General features: G+C 42.9%; 20 protein-coding genes and 1 other RNA gene. 13 read left to right on the forward strand and 8 right to left on the reverse strand.

Going from position 1 to position 17,922, the window contains the following annotated elements:
* Nucleotides 1–36: 36 nt before the first annotated feature.
* Nucleotides 37–324, reverse strand: coding sequence for a hypothetical protein (locus M595_RS31825; protein WP_023066248.1), 288 nt, complete (start codon nucleotides 322–324; stop codon nucleotides 37–39).
* 39 nt (nucleotides 325–363) lie between these two features.
* Here M595_RS31825 and M595_RS10530 point away from each other — a divergent pair, with 39 nt between their 5' ends.
* Nucleotides 364–876, forward strand: a complete 513-nt coding sequence (locus M595_RS10530) for a hydrogenase maturation protease (protein WP_023066271.1) — start codon at nucleotides 364–366, stop codon at nucleotides 874–876.
* On the opposite strand, the gene M595_RS10535 is transcribed toward M595_RS10530, so the two are convergent.
* Complete coding sequence (locus M595_RS10535) at nucleotides 821–1,411, reverse strand: hypothetical protein (protein WP_238987055.1); 591 nt, start codon at nucleotides 1,409–1,411, stop codon at nucleotides 821–823. The two genes, M595_RS10530 and M595_RS10535, sit on opposite strands and share 56 nt — an antisense overlap.
* A 333-nt stretch (nucleotides 1,412–1,744) precedes the next feature.
* On the opposite strand from M595_RS10535, the gene gpmI reads away from it, so the two are divergent.
* From gpmI to M595_RS10560, 5 genes are all read left to right on the forward strand, one after another.
* Entirely contained in the window at nucleotides 1,745–3,343 is a 1,599-nt protein-coding gene (gene gpmI, locus M595_RS10540; protein ID WP_040483926.1) for a 2,3-bisphosphoglycerate-independent phosphoglycerate mutase, read from the forward strand.
* Between the two features lie 53 nt (nucleotides 3,344–3,396).
* The gene (gene secG / locus M595_RS10545) at nucleotides 3,397–3,627 is read left to right on the forward strand and encodes a preprotein translocase subunit SecG (protein ID WP_023066250.1); all 231 of its coding nucleotides are present in this window, start codon (nucleotides 3,397–3,399) and stop codon (nucleotides 3,625–3,627) included.
* A 26-nt stretch (nucleotides 3,628–3,653) separates the two neighbouring features.
* Complete coding sequence (locus M595_RS10550; RefSeq protein ID WP_040483927.1) at nucleotides 3,654–4,367, forward strand: matrixin family metalloprotease; 714 nt, start codon at nucleotides 3,654–3,656, stop codon at nucleotides 4,365–4,367.
* Between the two features lie 126 nt (nucleotides 4,368–4,493).
* Complete coding sequence (locus tag M595_RS10555; RefSeq protein ID WP_023066208.1) at nucleotides 4,494–4,715, forward strand: hypothetical protein; 222 nt, start codon at nucleotides 4,494–4,496, stop codon at nucleotides 4,713–4,715.
* Complete coding sequence (locus tag M595_RS10560) at nucleotides 4,712–5,131, forward strand: type II toxin-antitoxin system VapC family toxin (protein ID WP_023066234.1); 420 nt, start codon at nucleotides 4,712–4,714, stop codon at nucleotides 5,129–5,131. The genes M595_RS10555 and M595_RS10560 overlap by 4 nt, the downstream gene beginning before the upstream one ends.
* Before the next feature lie 130 nt (nucleotides 5,132–5,261).
* On the opposite strand, the gene M595_RS31125 is transcribed toward M595_RS10560, so the two are convergent.
* Nucleotides 5,262–6,842 (reverse strand): SH3 domain-containing protein, encoded by a 1,581-nt coding sequence (locus tag M595_RS31125; RefSeq protein ID WP_161809817.1) that lies wholly within the window; start codon nucleotides 6,840–6,842, stop codon nucleotides 5,262–5,264.
* 255 nt (nucleotides 6,843–7,097) lie between these two features.
* On the opposite strand from M595_RS31125, the gene M595_RS10570 reads away from it, so the two are divergent.
* From M595_RS10570 to M595_RS10590, 6 genes are all read left to right on the forward strand, one after another.
* Entirely contained in the window at nucleotides 7,098–8,441 is a 1,344-nt protein-coding gene (locus tag M595_RS10570) for a helix-turn-helix domain-containing protein (protein WP_052001748.1), read from the forward strand.
* A gap of 264 nt (nucleotides 8,442–8,705) precedes the next feature.
* A complete protein-coding gene (locus M595_RS10575; protein WP_023066268.1) occupies nucleotides 8,706–8,921 on the forward strand; it encodes an NAD(P)H-quinone oxidoreductase subunit O in 216 nt (71 codons plus the stop codon).
* A 94-nt stretch (nucleotides 8,922–9,015) separates the two neighbouring features.
* Nucleotides 9,016–9,999 carry a malate dehydrogenase gene (gene mdh, locus M595_RS10580; protein ID WP_023066277.1) on the forward strand — a complete coding sequence of 328 codons (984 nt, stop codon included), beginning with the start codon at nucleotides 9,016–9,018 and terminating at the stop codon, nucleotides 9,997–9,999.
* 46 nt (nucleotides 10,000–10,045) lie between these two features.
* Nucleotides 10,046–10,441, forward strand: a transfer-messenger RNA (tmRNA) gene (ssrA, locus tag M595_RS29215).
* A gap of 432 nt (nucleotides 10,442–10,873) precedes the next feature.
* Nucleotides 10,874–12,163, forward strand: a complete 1,290-nt coding sequence (gene serS / locus M595_RS10585) for a serine--tRNA ligase (protein WP_023066232.1) — start codon at nucleotides 10,874–10,876, stop codon at nucleotides 12,161–12,163.
* Nucleotides 12,164–12,222: 59 nt separating this feature from the next.
* Nucleotides 12,223–12,624: a Fur family transcriptional regulator gene (locus tag M595_RS10590; protein ID WP_023066222.1), complete on the forward strand. Its 402-nt coding sequence runs from the start codon at nucleotides 12,223–12,225 to the stop codon at nucleotides 12,622–12,624.
* 2 nt (nucleotides 12,625–12,626) lie between these two features.
* On the opposite strand, the gene M595_RS10595 is transcribed toward M595_RS10590, so the two are convergent.
* Entirely contained in the window at nucleotides 12,627–14,159 is a 1,533-nt protein-coding gene (locus M595_RS10595; RefSeq protein WP_023066219.1) for a SagB/ThcOx family dehydrogenase, read from the reverse strand.
* 199 nt (nucleotides 14,160–14,358) lie between these two features.
* The gene (locus tag M595_RS10600) at nucleotides 14,359–14,649 is read right to left on the reverse strand and encodes a crp-like helix-turn-helix domain protein (RefSeq protein WP_023066253.1); all 291 of its coding nucleotides are present in this window, start codon (nucleotides 14,647–14,649) and stop codon (nucleotides 14,359–14,361) included.
* 124 nt (nucleotides 14,650–14,773) lie between these two features.
* Between M595_RS10600 and M595_RS30605 the strand changes: the two genes are divergently transcribed.
* Nucleotides 14,774–14,911, forward strand: coding sequence for a hypothetical protein (locus M595_RS30605; RefSeq protein ID WP_203419058.1), 138 nt, complete (start codon nucleotides 14,774–14,776; stop codon nucleotides 14,909–14,911).
* A gap of 46 nt (nucleotides 14,912–14,957) precedes the next feature.
* Here M595_RS30605 and M595_RS10605 read toward each other — a convergent pair whose 3' ends face one another.
* From M595_RS10605 to M595_RS10615, 3 genes are all read right to left on the reverse strand, one after another.
* Nucleotides 14,958–15,920, reverse strand: coding sequence for a hypothetical protein (locus M595_RS10605; RefSeq protein ID WP_023066257.1), 963 nt, complete (start codon nucleotides 15,918–15,920; stop codon nucleotides 14,958–14,960).
* A 119-nt stretch (nucleotides 15,921–16,039) separates the two neighbouring features.
* Nucleotides 16,040–17,062 (reverse strand): hypothetical protein, encoded by a 1,023-nt coding sequence (locus tag M595_RS10610; protein WP_040483928.1) that lies wholly within the window; start codon nucleotides 17,060–17,062, stop codon nucleotides 16,040–16,042.
* A 139-nt stretch (nucleotides 17,063–17,201) separates the two neighbouring features.
* The gene (locus tag M595_RS10615; protein WP_023066258.1) at nucleotides 17,202–17,873 is read right to left on the reverse strand and encodes an Npun_F0813 family protein; all 672 of its coding nucleotides are present in this window, start codon (nucleotides 17,871–17,873) and stop codon (nucleotides 17,202–17,204) included.
* Nucleotides 17,874–17,922 lie beyond the last annotated feature (49 nt).

The following is a 17,922-nucleotide window of genomic DNA, read 5'->3' on the forward strand; positions in this document are numbered from 1 at the left end:
AAATATCAGAGAATGGGATTGTCTTAACTGTAAAACTCACCACGATTGTGACAGTAACGCCGCACTCAACATAAGAAATGAAGGCATCAGAATAATACATTTTGGCGGAGGGAACCCCGTCTCTGCTGAGGGAGCCTGTTTAAGACCAGATAACCGCGACGGTGAAAGGGCATCGGGCTGAGAAATCAGAAGCTTACACTGTACCGCGGCGGTCAGTGTGAGTAGTTCACGAACTGCTTTTCCATTAATTAATTCATAGTTTAAGTCGGTTTCGGTCAGGGCGAGAAATTCTTCTAAGGTGAGTTGGGTGTTGGTTGTGATCATGTTGTACAACTATCGGTTACAATAATATTTAACGAATCAATGCTAACGATTATAGGATGTGGAAATCTCAATCGCTGTGATGATGCAGTCGGAGTAATTGTCGCTCAACGTTTACAACAATATCTCAGCCAAAACCCCCATCCAAACGTGCGAATTTTCGACTGTGGAACGGCGGGAATGGAAGTCATGTTTCAAGCCAGAGGAAGCCAACAATTAATCATTATTGATGCAAGTTCAACCGGTTCAGAAGCGGGTGCAGTTTTTGAAGTTCCTGGTACTGAACTTGAACAATTACCCGAACCGAGTTACAATTTACATGATTTTCGATGGGATCATGCTTTAGCTGCGGGTCGTCGCATCTTTCAAGACAACTTCCCGCAGGACGTTAGCGTTTATTTAATCGAAGCTGAATGTTTAGAATTTGGTTGGGAACTGAGTCCATCCGTTGAACAAGCAGCCGAAAAAGTCTTTCAAATACTGTTAAAGACGATTAATTCTACAGAGGTTCATCAAAGTCCGGTACAACCTCCAACTCCAACTCCAAATCCGTAAACTGTTCCGGTGGGTTCAGACAAACGTTTAATAAGTCATCAACGGGAATATCTCGATGAACTTCTGCTAATCCCAGAACACAAAAAGAATGACGTTCAGGGAGTAAACTTAAAGCACAACTATTTAACACATTTAAAGGTTCAACACCGCGACCTTCTGTAACAATATCATTGACACAAATTCCCAACTCTTTCGGACGCCGCACACTCACACAACCCACCAGCGCTTCTTCACCACTAATTTGTCCAGTATTGCGAATGCTGACGACACATTCAGACAAATCTCGAGGACGAATCACCCCAGCACAGGCTTGAGAAGAAAGTAAAGGAGTAATTCCCGCATCCCGTAAACCCTCAGCGCACCTTCTGTAATCCTTCTCATTCACTAAATTAAAAGAGGGAAATGCAGTCACCGGAGCAGCCAGCAAACTCACCGTACCCATTGATAACACAATTCTCGACAGCCAGCGCCAACCCTGCTGTCTATTGTCGGAAAATCTCAAAAAAGTCCAACGGGATAACAAAGAATAAATCATAGCAAATTATAAATAAAAAGTGATCGAGAAGATTTTGCCACAGTTATAGAAGACTTGGCTGTTCAAGCCGTCTAACCCCGCAAGTCGCAAGGGAACACGCCCCAACAGAGAACAGACTTTACGATAACCGTTCGTTAAAGTTCCCGATTATCATATCATTACTTTTTCGCTTCTGGCTCGACTTCAAATTAGGAGTTGATTGTTGGTGTGTTAGAAGAGTGATTCTACAGGAATAGCTAATTTTTTGTGTCTTTTGTATCAGTATTCAACTGTTTTTTGAGAGCGTCGATGGTATGATATCCATGACACCACTTGTAGATAGGATAACTTTGCATGGCACCAGTGTCTGTATCTCCCGTTGTACTCATCATTCTAGACGGCTGGGGCTATCGTGAACAGACGGACGGAAATGCCATAGCGGTAGGTAATACGCCTGTCATGGATAGTCTATGGACTGCTTATCCGAGAACATTAATTCGGGCTTCGGGAAAAGCAGTGGGCTTACCAGAAGGTCAGATGGGAAATTCTGAAGTTGGTCATCTTAATATCGGAGCGGGGCGCATTGTTCCCCAGGAATTAGTCAGAATTACGGATGCGGTAGAAGACGGAACTCTACTTGACAATCCAGCCTTAGTTAAGGTCTGTCAAGAAGTTCGAGAGCGAGATGGAAAATTACATTTAGTCGGCTTGTGTTCTGATGGTGGGGTTCACTCCCATCTTCAGCATCTACTAGGATTATTAGATCTCGCTCAAAACAAAGGCGTTTCTCAAGTTTGTATTCATGCGATTACCGATGGTCGCGACACCAATCCTAAAAATGGAGTCCAAGCACTTCAGCAGATTCAAGACCATATCGATCAAATCGGTTTAGGACAGATTGTGACTCTCAGTGGTCGCTATTATGCGATGGATCGCGATAATCGTTGGGATCGCATTCAAAAAGCCTATCTTAATATGACCGTCGATGGGGAAGGAACTGATCTCTCAGCCGTTGAGGTTTTACAGCGTTCCTACGAGGAAGGAGTAACCGATGAGTTTGTGATTCCGACTCGCCTGAAACCGGGAGCAGTCGAAGCTGGAGATGGGGTGATTTTCTTTAATTTCCGCCCAGATCGAGCGCGACAGTTGACTCAAGTCTTTGTTGATCCGAATTTTAACAGCTTTGAACGAGAAATCATCCAACCCCTAGCCTTTGGGACTTTCACCCAGTACGACGCTAACTTTCCCGTTCTAGTGGCTTTTCAACCCCAAAACCTCAATAATATTTTAGGAGAGGTGATTGCCGCTCACGGTTTAAAACAGTTCCGCACCGCTGAAACCGAAAAGTATGCCCATGTCACCTATTTCTTTAATGGGGGTTTAGAACAACCCTTTGAAGGAGAAGATCGAGAGTTAATTCCCTCTCCGGCTGTTGCCACCTACGACCAAGATCCAAAAATGTCCGCAGATGAAGTGACGGATGTGGCAATTGAGGCGGTGGAAAAAGGCATTTATTCACTGGTGGTGATTAACTACGCTAACCCGGATATGGTGGGTCATACAGGGATGATCGAGGCTGCGACTCAAGCCGTCGAGACTGTAGATCAATGTTTGGGACGTTTAATCGAAAGTATTAACAAAGCGGGTGGAACAGCAATTATTATCGCCGATCATGGCAACGCGGAATATATGCGTGATGAACAAGGTAATCCTTGGACTGCTCACACGATTAACCCCGTGCCTTTTATCTTGGTAGAAGGCGAAAAGCTGAAAATTCCGGCACATGGTACGGATGTTGACCTACGAACAGATGGCTGTTTAGCGGATATGGCTCCTACTATTCTTGAAATTCTCAAACTTCCTCAGCCGGAAGAAATGACCGGACGTTCGATGATTTTACCTGCGGGTTTTGAAGTCAAAGAAAGTCGGACACCGATTAAAGTTCGGGTCTAGAGAGTGTTAAACTGTCTAAATGATAATGAATCACTAAAGACCAACTTTAAACCATGACCACTGCTGATATTTTACGAGGCGTTTGGGCATTGTCTGCTCTCGGTTTAACCATTCTAGTTTTGTTACACAGTCCGAAAGGAGATGCCGGATTGGGTATCGGCGGACAGGCTCAACTGTTTACCAGTAGCAAAAGTGCGGAAACGACACTTAATCGTGTCACCTGGATGTTAGCCATTACCTTTATTGGCTTAACGATTATCTTAAGCGCAGGTTGGGTCGGTTAAAGGAAATCGCGGTAGTGTTTGAACGAATGCGAGTATCCTACCGACGACTCCTTTTTGTCGGCTTGACTGTGGCTGTTGTCAGTTTCAGCCTCATTCTTTCTCAACCTACACCTGCGCTCGAAGATGTCATTCCGGTTAAAGCTCATCCGTTGCCCATGCCTTTAGCCGAGTGGCAAGATCAAACCCAGAGTGGTGATTACTTTGATCAAATTGAAGCTCCGAAAGTGGGTCATCTCATTTGGTCTGAGTTTCCGATTCAAGTTTATATTGAGAAACCCGCCCCAAATCAAGCTTTAAGCTGGTATCGTGATGTTTTGTCTGCGGTAGAAGAATGGAATAATTATTTACCGCTACACCTTGTTGAAGATTCTAACTTAGCAAACATTCAAATCTTTCGTCGTCGTCCGCCCCTCGAACCTGGAAATTTACGCGCAAGTTCCGCCGAAACTCGTTATCAAGTGTTTGTACATCAGCTTGAAGACGGAACTCAGATGTTGTCACATCGCTTTATTATTTGGTTGAGTCCGACTCAAACAGGAAAATATATTACATCCGCCGCTCGTCACGAATTTGGTCATGCACTCGGAATTTGGGGTCATAGTCCGACTCAAACTGATGTTATGTATTTTGCTCAAGTTCGAGAACCCCCGCCAATTTCTCCGAGAGATATTAACACGTTAAAACGGATTTATTCACAACCGACTCGTTTAGGTTGGCGAGTTGCTTCTAAAAACATATAAGACTTGCTGAAAAAAATAGAGCTGTTTCTCAATTCTGAATTCAATGTGAATTGAGGTAATTCCATCTCCAAAATAACCACTATGATAAAATGTTAAGTATCCGGTTTAGAATTAGAAGGGTATATAATGCGCGTTAAAGGGATAAAAAAAGGGAGAAATATCGAAATATTTGAGGATATCAATATTCCTGACGGTCAAGAAATTATAATTGCAATTGAGACGGAGGGGGGGTTTTGGAAAAGTCTGGATCGCTTTCGGCAAGAACTTGATTCTGAAGGAGTATGGATCGAACCCGAAGTTTTTGAGAACCTGCGAGATTCTTCATCGGGTCGAGAAGTGATTTTATGAGTTTACGTTTTTTATTGGATACTAACATTCTTTCCGAACCAACCCGCCAACATCCTCACCCAATTGTGATGGCAAAGCTACAACAATATGAAGGAGAAATTGCCACCTCAACGACTGCGTGGCACGAACTCCTTTTTGGTTGCGAACGCCTAGTTAATTCTCAGAAAAGAAGATTTTTAGAGAGATATTTGAATGAGATAGTTCGCCCTAATATTCCGATTTTACCTTATGATGTTGATGCCGCAGCATGGCACGCAGTTGAAAGAGCTAGATTGATGAGTATTGGCAAAACGCCTTCTTTTGCTGACGGTCAAATTGCTGCTGTTGCTAAAGTTAACGGCTTGATGATAGTGACGAATAATGTATCAGATTATGATAATTTTTCGGCCCTGCAAATAGAAAACTGGTTTGAATAAAAGAGCGATCGCTTACCGTGTCGGACGCGATCGCATTTCGATAAAAAAAGTGCGATCGCTTACCATGTTAGAGGCGATCGCATTTGCAAGAATGCTTTGATCTATTGCAGTTATAGGCTTGTCAGACTGTCTAGAAAGGCTTTCTAAATTGAAGAGAATATCCTCCAGAAAAAACTACAAATAGTAACCCAAAAATTAAGCTGGGTTCTGGCACACTTTGGTAATTTCCCTCTTCTTTGTTAAATCTCAACACAGCTGATTCACCTTTTGCTAGATAGCCCGAGAAAAAATCTCCACTGTTACCATTACCAAAAGCAACATTAACATTGTCATCTAAGCCAAACACTTCAAGGATGTACTCGCCATTCAATAAATCGGGTAAAGCAAGCTGTTCAGCCCAATCATCCCCGGTGTAAAAAACATCTGGAATTTCCTCAATCAAACCTAGTTCTTGAGTATAACCAAACTGCCGCCCCATAGGATCTGTGAGCAAGAAATCCGCCGGATCTAGTAACATATGAAGTCCGGCATTATTAGCCCTTAAAGGATTAACAATTGACCAATATAGAAGACTAGGAGTCAAGGTAGATATACGCATACCCCCATAGTTAATATATTCATTAACTCCCGATATATATCCCTGGTTAAATAAACCAAATCCTGAAGCTTCCGCAGCCCACTCAATTAATCCAACACAGGTATATTCACCAAACAACCCTTTTTGAATGATTGGTGAGAGAGTGAAAATATTCACATCGGAGTATCCTGAACCGATTTTTGAGGATATTTTGCCTTTGAGTTTTTCGGCATTAGCTCTACTGATGTCAATTGTTCTTGCGACAGTGATGTATTGGTTGTCTTGTACTTGCTGAAGAGTTCTATCGTTAGATACTCCTGGTGTATTTACTCGATTTGTTGATTCATAAAGACGTCCATCAAACTCCAGAGCTACATGATCAAAACCCGGAATTTTCCAATCATTGGGGTTAGCATTGATAAATGTCAGAGAGCTTGATTGTGGTGGTGGTGGCGGTGATGGTAGTGATGGTGGTGGCGGTGATGGTAGTGATGGTGGCGGTGATGACGACGGTGGCGATGGGTTATTAATGGTCTGTAAAAACTCACCCGCAACCCAGCCTTGGTCTACACGAAACCAAGAATAAGTACCACCGAATACATCTAAAATAGGGCCTGTTTCTCTAACAGTGACTTGAGTTCCTGGTTGAAGATTACCAAGATTAGATCCTCCCCCAGGCTCGCTCCAGACAAACAGAGAATTACTTGGTGTGCTTCTGACAATAGCTGATGTGCCAGTGTCAAGATAATCTGTATCGTTGACTAGAAAATTACCGGCTACCCATCCAGAAATACCGTTATTAAAACTGGTTTGATACCAATCGTATGTTCCGCCATAACAACTCGCAGTTGTATATCCAGATTGAGAAATTTGTCCAGATGATCCTTGTGACAAAGTTCCTTGCAAACCATTACCACAAGGTTGATCCCAAACATATAGACTTTCTCCAGGAGAGCTTTGTCGGTATTCAACAAAATCTCCAGCGGAGAAACGGATACTAGCCGCTTTTGCCTGCGATTGACCTAATAAAGCGATCGATGAGATTGATACAGCAGAAGCAAGAACCAGAGACTTAGTTAAATATCTATTATCCATTATTTGATACATCTCTTTTGCAGTAAAATAAATTTTCAAGCCAAGCTGGTAGCTTTGGCTGAATAGAAGAACTTACTAGCTTGTGTTATTTACTCCTCTTATAGTATTGACACACAGCTTGCCTTGAGAATAAAGGTTTTGACACTATTTTTCAGTCAAAAAAAGCATAAAAAAGTAGAGACTTTGAGTAAACTTTTATGTGCTTTGGTAGCAAAAAGTATAACTGAGTTGCCAAGGGTTGCAAAAAGGTGAAAAAGGTAGTAAAATTCTGAGAAACTAATATTCTTATTGCCAATGGACGTGCAAAAACTCCTGACATGGGCTGACAAATTAGTTTTAGAAAAAACAGGAAAACACTTAAATACTCTAGAACGGACAGTATTAGAAGCGGTATGGAATAATCAAAAATATAACGAAATTGCAGATGAGTACCACTGTAGTGAAGCCAATGTCAAAAGAGTAGCAGGCAACCTCTGGAAACTCATATCAGAAAAAATAGATGAAAAAGTTGATAAAAAAAACTTCCGCGCTACGATGGAACGGTTTTATATCTCTAACTCCAAAAATTTCGTGCAAAGTAACTTTAATCAAGGTAATATAAACATTTGTGGAGAAAGTAGAGACTCTGACGAAACGGCAAAAAAGCGATCGCGAAACCCCACAAACTCAGACAATATTCAACCCGAACAACAACACGATCTCATCGACGCACCGGAATATTATCGCCTCCACAACCGCACCAACGAACTCGCCACCCTCAAACAATGGATACTCAAAGAAAATAGCCGCATCGTCACCATAACCGGGTTATCAGGTATCGGAAAAACCACCCTCGCCAGAGAACTGGTTGAACAAATTCAAGACAATTTTGATCGTATTTTGTGGCGAAGTCATCGAAAATTCCCGACTCTTAACGCCCTAAAAACTAATTTAATTGAATTTCTCGCCCCACCTCCGCCGACTCAAAACCCATCAATTATTAACTATTTGCGATCGCGAAGTTCTATCTTAGACGATTTGCGATCGCATCGTTGTTTAATCATCCTCGATGACTTCCAAGAAACCTTAACCCCTGGAGAATTGGTGGGAAATTACATCCCAGAATTCGCAAATTATTGTAAACTAATCAAAGAAATAGCCCGTTCTTCTCACAACAGTTGCTTGCTGCTTTTGAGTTGGGAAATCCCCAGAGAAATTGCTACCTTGGAAACAGAAAACCGTCATTGTTACACCTTACAACTTGAAGGTTTGGGAGAGGCTGCAACCGAACTGTTAACGGCGAAAAAATTAACCGATGAAGCTCGATGGTTAGAACTAATTAACCTTTATAGTGGCAATCCCGCATGGTTAAATATAATTGCATCGAGTATTCAAGATTTATTTAATGGGAGCGTCGCCCAGTTTTTATCTTATCCCCCTCTATTTTTAGGAGACTTAGAACCAATCTTACAGGAACATTATCGACGGTTATCTGAGGGTGAGAAATTAATCATGCAATGGTTAGCGAACCAAGAGACAGCAGTTAATATTTCCAGCAAACCCGCAGACTTTTTATCTGACTTCGATTTTTTGAGAGGAATACAGTCTTTGAGAAAACGCAATTTAATCAAAAAAACGATAGCTGAGGGAGTATCATAGTTCATGCTTAAACCTGTGATGAAAGAATATATAAAAAAATTTGTGTCTTAGTAATTTACTCTCAGTGATCGAACATCGAACCCCAGAACCCAGATTTCTACAAAAAGCTAAAGCCCCACAACAAACTTGCGATCGCCAAGAATAGCCAGAAAACAGCTATTTCACCTCTCCCCTCACTCAATAACTTTTTCCCATTATCATAAAGATTGGCTCAGAAGCTCATAGAATTTAGAATATACAAATTCAAACTCGATCAGATCAGCTATGCCAATCAAAAAAGGAAGCATGGTACACGCCATTCGCGAAAAACTAGAAAATAGTGTTGAGGCGACAGCCAGCGACACCCGCTTTCCCGCTTATATCTTTGAAACCAAAGGAGAAGTGATGGAAACGCGAGGAGACTGTGCATTAGTCAAGTTTGGTCAGGTTCCCACTCCGAACATTTGGTTACGGATCGATCAGCTTGAAGATGCTAAGTAAAGAATTGGGGAATTAGGATCGACAGTTTGGGGTATTCGTAAAGTTCCCCTTTCCTAATTTTCCATTCTTTCTGCCCAAACGTTAAGTGAGTAAAATGGATTCGAGTTTGTTTTTTCCGCCGTCTTGTCATGCTACGCGAGTTTCTATTATTGGGGCGGGTAAGGGGGGAAGTACCCTCGCCCAGAGAATAGCAGAGGCCAATTTAGCGAATGTTGTGCTTCTGGATGTGGTTGAGGGTTTACCTCAAGGAATTGCGCTAGATTTGATGCAAGCCGGATCGGTGGAAGGTCACGATCGCGAAATTATCGGCACCAACGATTATGCGGATACCGCCGGATCAGATGTGGTGGTGATTACCGCCGGACGCCCCCGCACGCCGGGAATGGATCGCAGCGATTTAATTGCCACCAACGCCAAAATTGTCGCGACTGCTGCCAAAGAAGCGATCGCCCGTTCTCCCAATGCTACATTTATCATTGTCACCAATCCCCTGGATGTGATGACTTACATCGCTTGGCAGGTGACGCAATTGCCTTCTTACCGAATTATGGGAATGGCCGGAGTGTTGGACTCGGCGAGGTTTCAAACGTTTATTGCGATGGAGTTAAACGTCTCGGTGGCGGACGTTCACGCGATGGTGTTGGGGAGTCACGGCGATTTGATGGTGCCTTTGCCCCGCTATTCTACCGTCAATGGCGTTCCGATTACCGAATTGATGCCGGCAGAAACAATCGATCGCTTGGTTAAACGCACCCGTCACGGCGGGGCGGAAATTGTGGGATTGTTGAAAACCGGAGGATCTTACTACGCCCCGGCTTCTTCGATTCGGATGATGGTTGAATCGATTTTACTCAATCGCTGTCGCCTGCTGCCAACTTCTGCATATCTACAGGGAGAATACGGGCTAGAAGATGTTTTTCTCGGGGTTCCCTGCTGGTTGGGGTGTCGCGGCGTTGAACGCATCTTAGAGTTGAATTTAACCCCCGATGAACGGGATGCTTTGGGGCGGTGTGCGGAGTCTGTTCGTCGCGGAATCCGAGAAGCCGATGAAATTTTGAAAAGCCTGTCTTTGTTGTAGGCCCTTGACAGTCAACCCATTATTATATAACATAGTAAGTAAGCAAGGGGCATTACTGGTTTCGACAGGACGACGAAAACTACCTTGTGATTCAGGTCGAGAGTAAGTCACCTCTCGTAAATACATGACTTAAAAAAATAAGTGCAAACAACATTGTATCTTTCGCTCGTCCTCGCGTAGCAGTAGCTGCGTAGGAACAAAAAACCTCACTTAGGTTTTGAGCATCTATAGTTTGACTCCGTTAAGGACTATAGATACAACCCCAACGGATGTTCTAGTGAGGCGTTTCTGGTAGCCGATCTAGAGAAAACTCTACCAGTATCCCTCACTATCTAGGGTAACAGATAGTTCCCGCTCTGAGGGTTAGAAGAGCTAAACCTGTGAATGAGCAAGAAGTCAATACTCGTTTTGGACATGGGTTCGATTCCCATATGCTCCATTTATAAAATTTAGAATACAAAGAAAAGGTAGCGGTGAGTAACTGTTATCTTTTTTTTTGGGGTTAAAACTTGAGTCAAAAGCGCGATCGCCAGTACAATCCTATAGGGGTAAAGATGGTAAACGGATGACTTGACGGTTGGGCTATCAAGGTTAACGCTCTAAGAAACGGATGGGTTGACGCTTGGGTTATCAACCTTTTGCTGTCAAACTGATGACTGCACGGTACTGGTCAGGGGTGCAGGGGGAGTTCGCCCAGTTTACCTGTTACCTGATCGAGCTTGACCGTTTCTTCTTGAGAATCAAACGGCTCTGTCTTCTTGACGGGGCTATCGGATTAAGGAGAGTATAGCAAGTGGAGGGATTAAAAATCAAGAATAGTTGCAAACATTAAGCGATTTCATATAATTATTCGTTAAACTCTGGGAAGATAGCCGTGTTAGACATTAAACAAATTCGAGAAAATCCACAAGCCATTCAAGACCGTTTAAAATTGCGGGGAGACTATGATCTCCAACCGATTTTAGATCTAGATGAACAGCGACGTCAACTTGAACAACAACGCATTCAACTCGAAACCCGAAGTAATGAAATTGGGAAACAAGTTGGAGAGAAAATTAAAGGCGGAAGTGATCCCAAAGGGGCGGAAATTAAAGCGTTAAAAGAAGAAGGTCAACAAATTCGAGAAAACTTGAGTGAACTCGAACCGAAAGAAAAGGAAATTTTAGCAGAAATTGAGGCGTTATTACTTCCTATCCCCAATTTACCGAGTGAGTCTACACCGATTGGTAAAAGTGAGGAAGAAAATGTCGAAGTTCGGCGCTGGGGCGATGAATATTTGCCTGATAATCCTAACCTTTTACCGCACTGGGAAATCGGGGAAAACCTGGGAATTTTAAACTTTGAACGGGGGGTAAAAATTGCTCAAAGTCGGTTTGTGAGTTTGGTTGGTGCGGGTGCGGCTTTAGAACGGGCTTTGGTTCAGTTTATGCTGGATACACACACCTCAAAGGGTTATGTGGAAGTAATGCCGCCTTTGTTAGTTAATAGTACATCTTTGCAGGGAACAGGTCAACTGCCGAAATTTGCCGAAGAAAGTTTTAAGTGTAGCGAAGATGATTTGTGGCTGATTCCAACATCAGAAGTTCCGGTGGTTAATTTCTACAGAGATGAGATTGTAGATGGGGAAAAGTTGCCGATTTATCATTGTTCTTTTACCCCTTGTTTTCGTCGGGAGGCGGGAAGTTATGGAAAAGATACACGGGGTTTAATTCGACTGCATCAGTTTAATAAAGTTGAACTGATTAAATTGGTTCATCCCGAGACTTCTGAAGTCGAACATGAAAAATTAGTTCAAGATGCGGAGGGCATTTTACAGGCGTTGAAATTGCCTTATCGAGTGATCGAACTTTGTACGGGAGATTTAGGATTTTCAGCCGCAAAATGTTATGATATAGAGGTATGGTTGCCATCTTCGCAAACGTATCGGGAGATTTCTAGCTGTTCAAACGTGAGAGATTTTCAGGCGCGACGGGCGAATATTCGGTTTAAAGAGAGTAAGTCTGGAAAGAAAAAGAAGAAAACCGAATTTGTTCATGCGTTGAACGGTTCAGGGCTGGCGATTGGTCGGACAATGGCAGCTATTCTGGAAAATTATCAGCAACCCGACGGTAGTGTTAGAATTCCTGAGGTGTTACAGTCCTATTTGGGACGGGAGACGTTGTGAAATGTTGTCAAAGATTAAGATAGCCTAGAAAGAGGCATTCATTCAAATCTAAACTCCAGATGAACATTCGTCGCACCCGCAGCCAAGAAGTTATTTTAGGTCAACTCAAAACTCAAAAGCAAGCAATTTCCGCCCAAGAACTGTACGCCGAGTTACGCAAAACTCCACACAAAATGGGGTTGGCTACCGTTTATCGGGCGCTGGATGCTTTAAAACGAGAAGGTTTAGTTCAGGTGAGAACCTTACCCACAGGTGAGTCCGTCTATAGTTGTGTTCAGCAAGACGAACATCACCTGACTTGTGTTGAATGTGGAAAATCAATTCCTCTCAATGAATGTCCGGTTCACCATCTTGAAAGTTTATTGCAACAGTCTCATCACTTCAAAATTTATTATCATACTTTAGAGTTTTTTGGGTTGTGTGAACACTGTTGTCATCTACAAGAAATGGGAAACTCTTAAGATTATCGGGGTCGTCCTAAAGTGGTAATATAAATCACCGCTTCATCGGTGGGAATCCCCAAGACTTCATTGACTTGATCATCGAAAAAGCCTCCAATTCCACTGACTCCCAACCGCAGATAAATAGCGGCTAAGTTAAACCGTTGACCTAAATGACCTGCATCCATATGAAGATAGCGGTAAGCGCGATCGCCATATTTTGCGACAGCTTTTTTCAAATCTGCGGTATGAAATAAGACAACTCCCGCATCTCGTCCGAGTTCTTGTCCTAGACAGAGATAATGGAGTTCAGGGCGAAAATTTTTAAAGCGGATCTGCCGCAATTCTTGGGCAAGCGGTGCATAATAATAACATCCTTCTTCTAAACCATTGACTCCAGAAACAGCGATAAATGTCTCAATCAAGCCTAAATCGAAATAATCTGGAGAACCATCAAATCCTTGATTGATATAGTGATTGCTTTGGTAGGTAAAATCTAACAAGGCCAAGAGTTCTTCTAACTTCAAATCACCCCCACTGTAACTGCGAGTGGAACGACGTTTGAGAATCGTTTGAGCTAATCCCTGACCATTTTTCCCCCAATCAATCGCTGGAGTTATGGTCGAGACTTTTGTACAGAAGGGAAAATTGTATTTGTCTTCAATATCTTCATCAATGGAGGCTTGAGTCCATCCTTGACTTCCTGAAGTATCAGAGTCTAACTTCGTTGCATGATGGAGATAACCCAATAGTTCACTATCATCAAGTTCAGGATAATCGGTTTGGGTTGCCGAAGGTAAAGCTGTCTTTGTTGGCGGTAAATTTTGGTCGATTTCTAATAAGTCGGCTATTGCAATGACGGTGATTGCTCCTTCTCGCTTAGAATCTAGATACATCATTTGATTGAGTGCTTCATCTGCAAATCCGCCAATCAAATGGGGTCGATAATCATTGAGCGTACTGGCTAACTCAATATTACCGAGTAAATGACCTGTATCAAGAAAAATACGGCGATAGGCACGATCTTGATACCGCCAAGCTGAACGATAAAATACTGCTGTTATGGCGATCGCTAAATGGGTATTTTCTAAAGCGGGATGCCAAAAACAAGCCGTTTGTAATTCTTGCCAAACTTGACTATCCCAAAATTGTAGCAACGAATGGGTGACAGGTTGATAGTTATAAAGTCCTGGGGGTAAAAAAGGAGTTCCCCGAGAAATGATGTAAACCTCAGCCGGATAGAGTCCCCCTGCCGACGGCGCACTTCTGAGATAGTGAAATCCCTGCATTGTCTCCATCTTGGCTGTTAAACCGTAGCTGTGGAGTAGCAGGTGAGACAAACGTTGAGCTTCCTTAATTTTGGAATCATCCGATAACGGTTCGGAAACTTCGCGAAGATAAGGTCTGAGATCGAAGGTTTTGCCAATTTTATATTCTTTATAGGGTGTGGGTTGTGTTTCCCAGTCGAGTTGCTGGCTTTTAGACGCTATCGTTTCTGGGTGGTATTTGGTTCGCTCGTGAAAGTGTTGAGCAATGGAAAGAGGGGATTCTGGCATAGGAGTCAACTAAATGCAATATCAAGGACGAGAAGCGGTATAGAACGCGCATCAAGAGAAATCGAAACTCGAATAATCCTGATTTTAAAAGGGTTTCCTCTATAGTTTAAACTTCTGGGCTGATTTGCAATGCTGCCTGCATAACAGAGTGGTTAAGTGTTGATCGAGAAATGGAGAGATCGAGAAAAACGGGTTACTATTAGCGTAACGGCCACCAAGAGACTTGATCTCGGGTTGCGCCGTAGACTTCTTTTAAGCCTTCCGCATTGAGAACGTGTATGAGATCTCCAGACTCATCATTAGATTTTGCCACTTCAATCAGTTTCACCTTGTGCATTCCCTTTAATACTTGCTCAACAGTGCGGTGATTGAGTTGACAAGCATGAGAAATGACATCAATGGGTAAGTCAAAGTTATAAACACCTTTAGAGTCGGGTTGATTTCCTAACGCCCGTTCTTGATAAATGAGCGCTCGTAGAAGCGTAGCCACGGCTTGGGGTGGGTAAGAACTGCAATTCAGTAAATGATAGAGAAATTTTTCGCGTAGTTCAAAGAGTTGTTCGTAGCGATCGCGAACCTGTTCACTGTCATTGTATGCTGACCAACATCAGGTTGTGGCTCATCTATCTCGGGAACAATTTACTCAACTGAACTTTAAAAAAGATCAGCAAGTGTTTATTAAATCTAAGCGAGGTTATCGAGGCGATACCTGTGAACTGTTGTTAAACAATCGACTTTCACGACAAACGTAGAGACCTGTATCTGTAGTGTGGGCATTGCCCACCCTACTCCTAAAAATTAAAACCGATAAACTTGACCATCAATTAATAGTCGAGTAATTCCCTTCGCTTGTAAACATGGCGCAGCTTTTTGTAGCAGGCGAGTATCGGGAACTTTAAAGACTCGTTGATTTCGCGCAGAAAAGCGGCTGGCAACTCGATGATTATCAAACACAGGTAACGTTTTTTGGTGAACTTCATCTGCGGGAATCTGCCCTAACTCACTAAACGCTTTTAAGGGTTTAGCAACCAATTCTGCCGCCCGATCAATCACAAGATAGCAGGTTTTTGGGAGTTCTGCTTCTGTGAAGGGTAAGATTTTAACTTGACTTGATCCGCCCATCGAAAAAGAAGAAGTAAAGAACTTTTCTCGTTCTTCCTCATCATCGGAATCTTCTTCAATATAATCATCATCATCGTTATCATCATCATCCTCCTGTTCAAATTCACTGAATTCTTCCCGCAAAAAGTCTTCAGCAATGAGGTCAATGTTAGTCGCTGTATTGGGTTTAGGAGAAGAGTTGGATTGTTCATCTCCTGATTTAATAATCGGTTTGGGAATGGGCGGGGAACTTGCTTCGGAGTCTAACGATTGAACCTCGTTTTCAAGTGCAGAAGACCGTTTACGTCGTCGTTTAATCGTTGGAGAAGAATCAGATCCCGGCGAGACTTCTTCAAATTGTTCTTCAAATTGTTCTTCAAATTGTTCTTGAGACTCCTGTTCAATCGTTGAGGTTAAGGGGCTTTCTTCCAGTTCCTCAGCATTGCGGGTTGAACGTTTACCGGTTCGATGTAGGCGTTGTTTTTGTTGAGTCAGTGTCTCATAAGTATCTTTGGGGATAGCACTTTGAAGAACACGTCTGACGGTTGAACTGCTTACGCCATAACGGTCAGCCAGAGTAATAGTTGTCTCCTCTGGCATCTGTTGATACAACTTAACAATTTCCTGTTTTTCAGCGTCAGATAATTTGGAGGATGACATTCTATTTTGGGGTTTGAGATCTGAGATAGAGAATCAAAAAGTGATTGTTGAGGGGGCGAGCGTTCCTGGAAAACTGAGCTTTTGAGTTCCGAATGACTCGCTCACCCGTTCTCTCCATTTTAGCTTTTACCACTACCACGTCTTCCCCGTCTACTCTGACGAGAACGAGTGGAGATGTCGTATTCTAATACCGCACCAATGGCAAACAAAATTCCAGTAAATACAAAGAAAACTTCTAATAATCCACCACTTTCATATTCTCCTTGACCGCGAGAGTCTGTCCACTTAAAGTACATATCCGCAACGTAAAGTGAGAAGGTTGCAAAGGCAATCATTCGCCAAGATTGAGAAAAGCGTCCACCCCAAAACGCCAAAATCAGAGCAGTTGCCAAAATTAACAGAAAAACATCACCAATAATGTAAAACAGATTCACTCCAGTCGCCAGTGGCTCTAATTTGCGATCAAGACCCACTACCCAACCGGGGGCTGTCGTTTCTTCTTCTGCTTCTTCTTCTGCCGCAGACATGACAGCAGGTGCTGCGGTCGAAGTTGTTGATGGGGCAGTCGTTTCTGGGGCAACTTGTTCGATCACAACCGTTTCTTCAGAGCCAACTAGCCCAAAGAAGGAAGGATCAGCCACCCAAACCGCGAGTGCTGTTCCACTGACTGCGACTCCCAAGATGGCTGCCCATTGCCAAATTTCTAAATTCAACCGTTTTGAGGTGACGGCTAAAACCATACCCCAACCCAAGAATACATAACTGAGGATATAAAATAAATCAGCGAGTGAAACATCTGGATCTAAATGCCAGACCAATTCCCAAAAGCCAAACAGTACACCACCAGCGAAATAAAAGAAACATCCTAAACCAAAACCTAGCCAAACGTTTCGTCCACTGACCATTTGGGGACTCTGCCAGTTGCGGTAACAAACTAATGCTGCCACCAGAAAAGCACCCAATTCAAAGACGTAAGTGCCAAGGGAGTACCATAACGGCAGTTCCTCCCCTTCCGGGGTGACACTAAATAGCAGAAAAAACAGTAGTGCAAGTACCGCCCAGACAATCCCAAAAATAACGAGATTCTGAGCGGAAAGGATAGACGATATCGACAGCGATTTTTTTTGTGAAGTGCTACTCATAGCGATAAAATAACAGGCAATTTAACATGAAAAACTATGATTTTATCCCCCGACAAGCTGCCAAGTTCAACTTTTTAGCAGGGTCTATAGTTCAGCGTCCCATATCTGAGACTCAGAGCTGAGAATTTCTCAACATTCCTTAACCTATTGCCCACAGCTTACCCACCGAAGATTGATTGAGCCAACCAATAAAGTGAGTGCGATCTTCGGTACTCATTTCTTCTAACACTTCATTCATTCCCTCTGCAAAGCTAGTATTGCCAAAATATTGTTTAGCAAGTTGATAGAGTTCTTCTAATAAAGTGTTGAGATGATGTTCTTGCCACGGGGGAACTTGCAGCTCGTCAAGAGGATCTTTTGTTAGCAAGGTTTTCACGGCATCTTGAGTTTCCATCTGTGGAAGTTTCGCTTTGTGAAAAATTTGAGCTAAATCTTTTTCAAAAGAGCCAGCTTGTCGAGCACCTAATAAGTCTTCCACATCAAAATAAACCGCTTGCAAAACCAGCAAACACGCTTGTACGAGTGCAGAATGTTTACTATTGCTCGTACTGACACCATCGCTAACCAATTGATCCGGGCGAACTTTCCCCCAAACACTATATCGATCAGGTTCTTCAAGCAATACGCAAGCTTTGCCTCGGTTATCCGTCAGCTCTCGCCAAAAGGCTCTCGCCTCATCAGCTTGCTGGGAGGTAAACACTTTCATAAGGCGAAAACTCTGTCCCTGATAATTCAAAATGGGAATCTGCTGATCCCGATTTGGGTGTTGAATGGTTTGAATTTCAACATCCTGCCGTTTCAGAATAAACATGACACTCTGACCTACTCCTGTTAGAGCTGGAGGCTGTGTCTGTCATTTT

The sequence above is a fragment of the Lyngbya aestuarii BL J genome, assembly GCF_000478195.2.
In the GTDB taxonomy this organism is placed as follows: Bacteria; Cyanobacteriota; Cyanobacteriia; order Cyanobacteriales; family Microcoleaceae; genus Capilliphycus; species Capilliphycus aestuarii.

What these genes read in the sequence shown, in the direction of transcription:
- M595_RS10570 (WP_052001748.1), top strand. Translation starts at nt 7,098, where the DNA reads ATGGACGTGCAAAAACTCCTGACATGGGCTGACAAATTAGTTTTAGAA.
- gpmI (WP_040483926.1), top strand. Translation starts at nt 1,745, where the DNA reads ATGGCACCAGTGTCTGTATCTCCCGTTGTACTCATCATTCTAGACGGC.
- M595_RS10610 (WP_040483928.1), bottom strand. Translation starts at nt 17,062, where the DNA reads ATGAGTAGCACTTCACAAAAAAAATCGCTGTCGATATCGTCTATCCTT.
- M595_RS10555 (WP_023066208.1), top strand. Translation starts at nt 4,494, where the DNA reads ATGCGCGTTAAAGGGATAAAAAAAGGGAGAAATATCGAAATATTTGAG.
- M595_RS10530 (WP_023066271.1), top strand. Translation starts at nt 364, where the DNA reads ATGCTAACGATTATAGGATGTGGAAATCTCAATCGCTGTGATGATGCA.
- M595_RS10550 (WP_040483927.1), top strand. Translation starts at nt 3,654, where the DNA reads ATGCGAGTATCCTACCGACGACTCCTTTTTGTCGGCTTGACTGTGGCT.
- M595_RS10535 (WP_238987055.1), bottom strand. Translation starts at nt 1,411, where the DNA reads ATGATTTATTCTTTGTTATCCCGTTGGACTTTTTTGAGATTTTCCGAC.
- M595_RS10605 (WP_023066257.1), bottom strand. Translation starts at nt 15,920, where the DNA reads ATGTCATCCTCCAAATTATCTGACGCTGAAAAACAGGAAATTGTTAAG.
- M595_RS10560 (WP_023066234.1), top strand. Translation starts at nt 4,712, where the DNA reads ATGAGTTTACGTTTTTTATTGGATACTAACATTCTTTCCGAACCAACC.
- M595_RS31825 (WP_023066248.1), bottom strand. Translation starts at nt 324, where the DNA reads ATGATCACAACCAACACCCAACTCACCTTAGAAGAATTTCTCGCCCTG.
- M595_RS10615 (WP_023066258.1), bottom strand. Translation starts at nt 17,873, where the DNA reads ATGTTTATTCTGAAACGGCAGGATGTTGAAATTCAAACCATTCAACAC.
- secG (WP_023066250.1), top strand. Translation starts at nt 3,397, where the DNA reads ATGACCACTGCTGATATTTTACGAGGCGTTTGGGCATTGTCTGCTCTC.
- M595_RS10595 (WP_023066219.1), bottom strand. Translation starts at nt 14,159, where the DNA reads ATGCCAGAATCCCCTCTTTCCATTGCTCAACACTTTCACGAGCGAACC.
- mdh (WP_023066277.1), top strand. Translation starts at nt 9,016, where the DNA reads ATGGATTCGAGTTTGTTTTTTCCGCCGTCTTGTCATGCTACGCGAGTT.
- M595_RS10590 (WP_023066222.1), top strand. Translation starts at nt 12,223, where the DNA reads ATGAACATTCGTCGCACCCGCAGCCAAGAAGTTATTTTAGGTCAACTC.
- M595_RS10575 (WP_023066268.1), top strand. Translation starts at nt 8,706, where the DNA reads ATGCCAATCAAAAAAGGAAGCATGGTACACGCCATTCGCGAAAAACTA.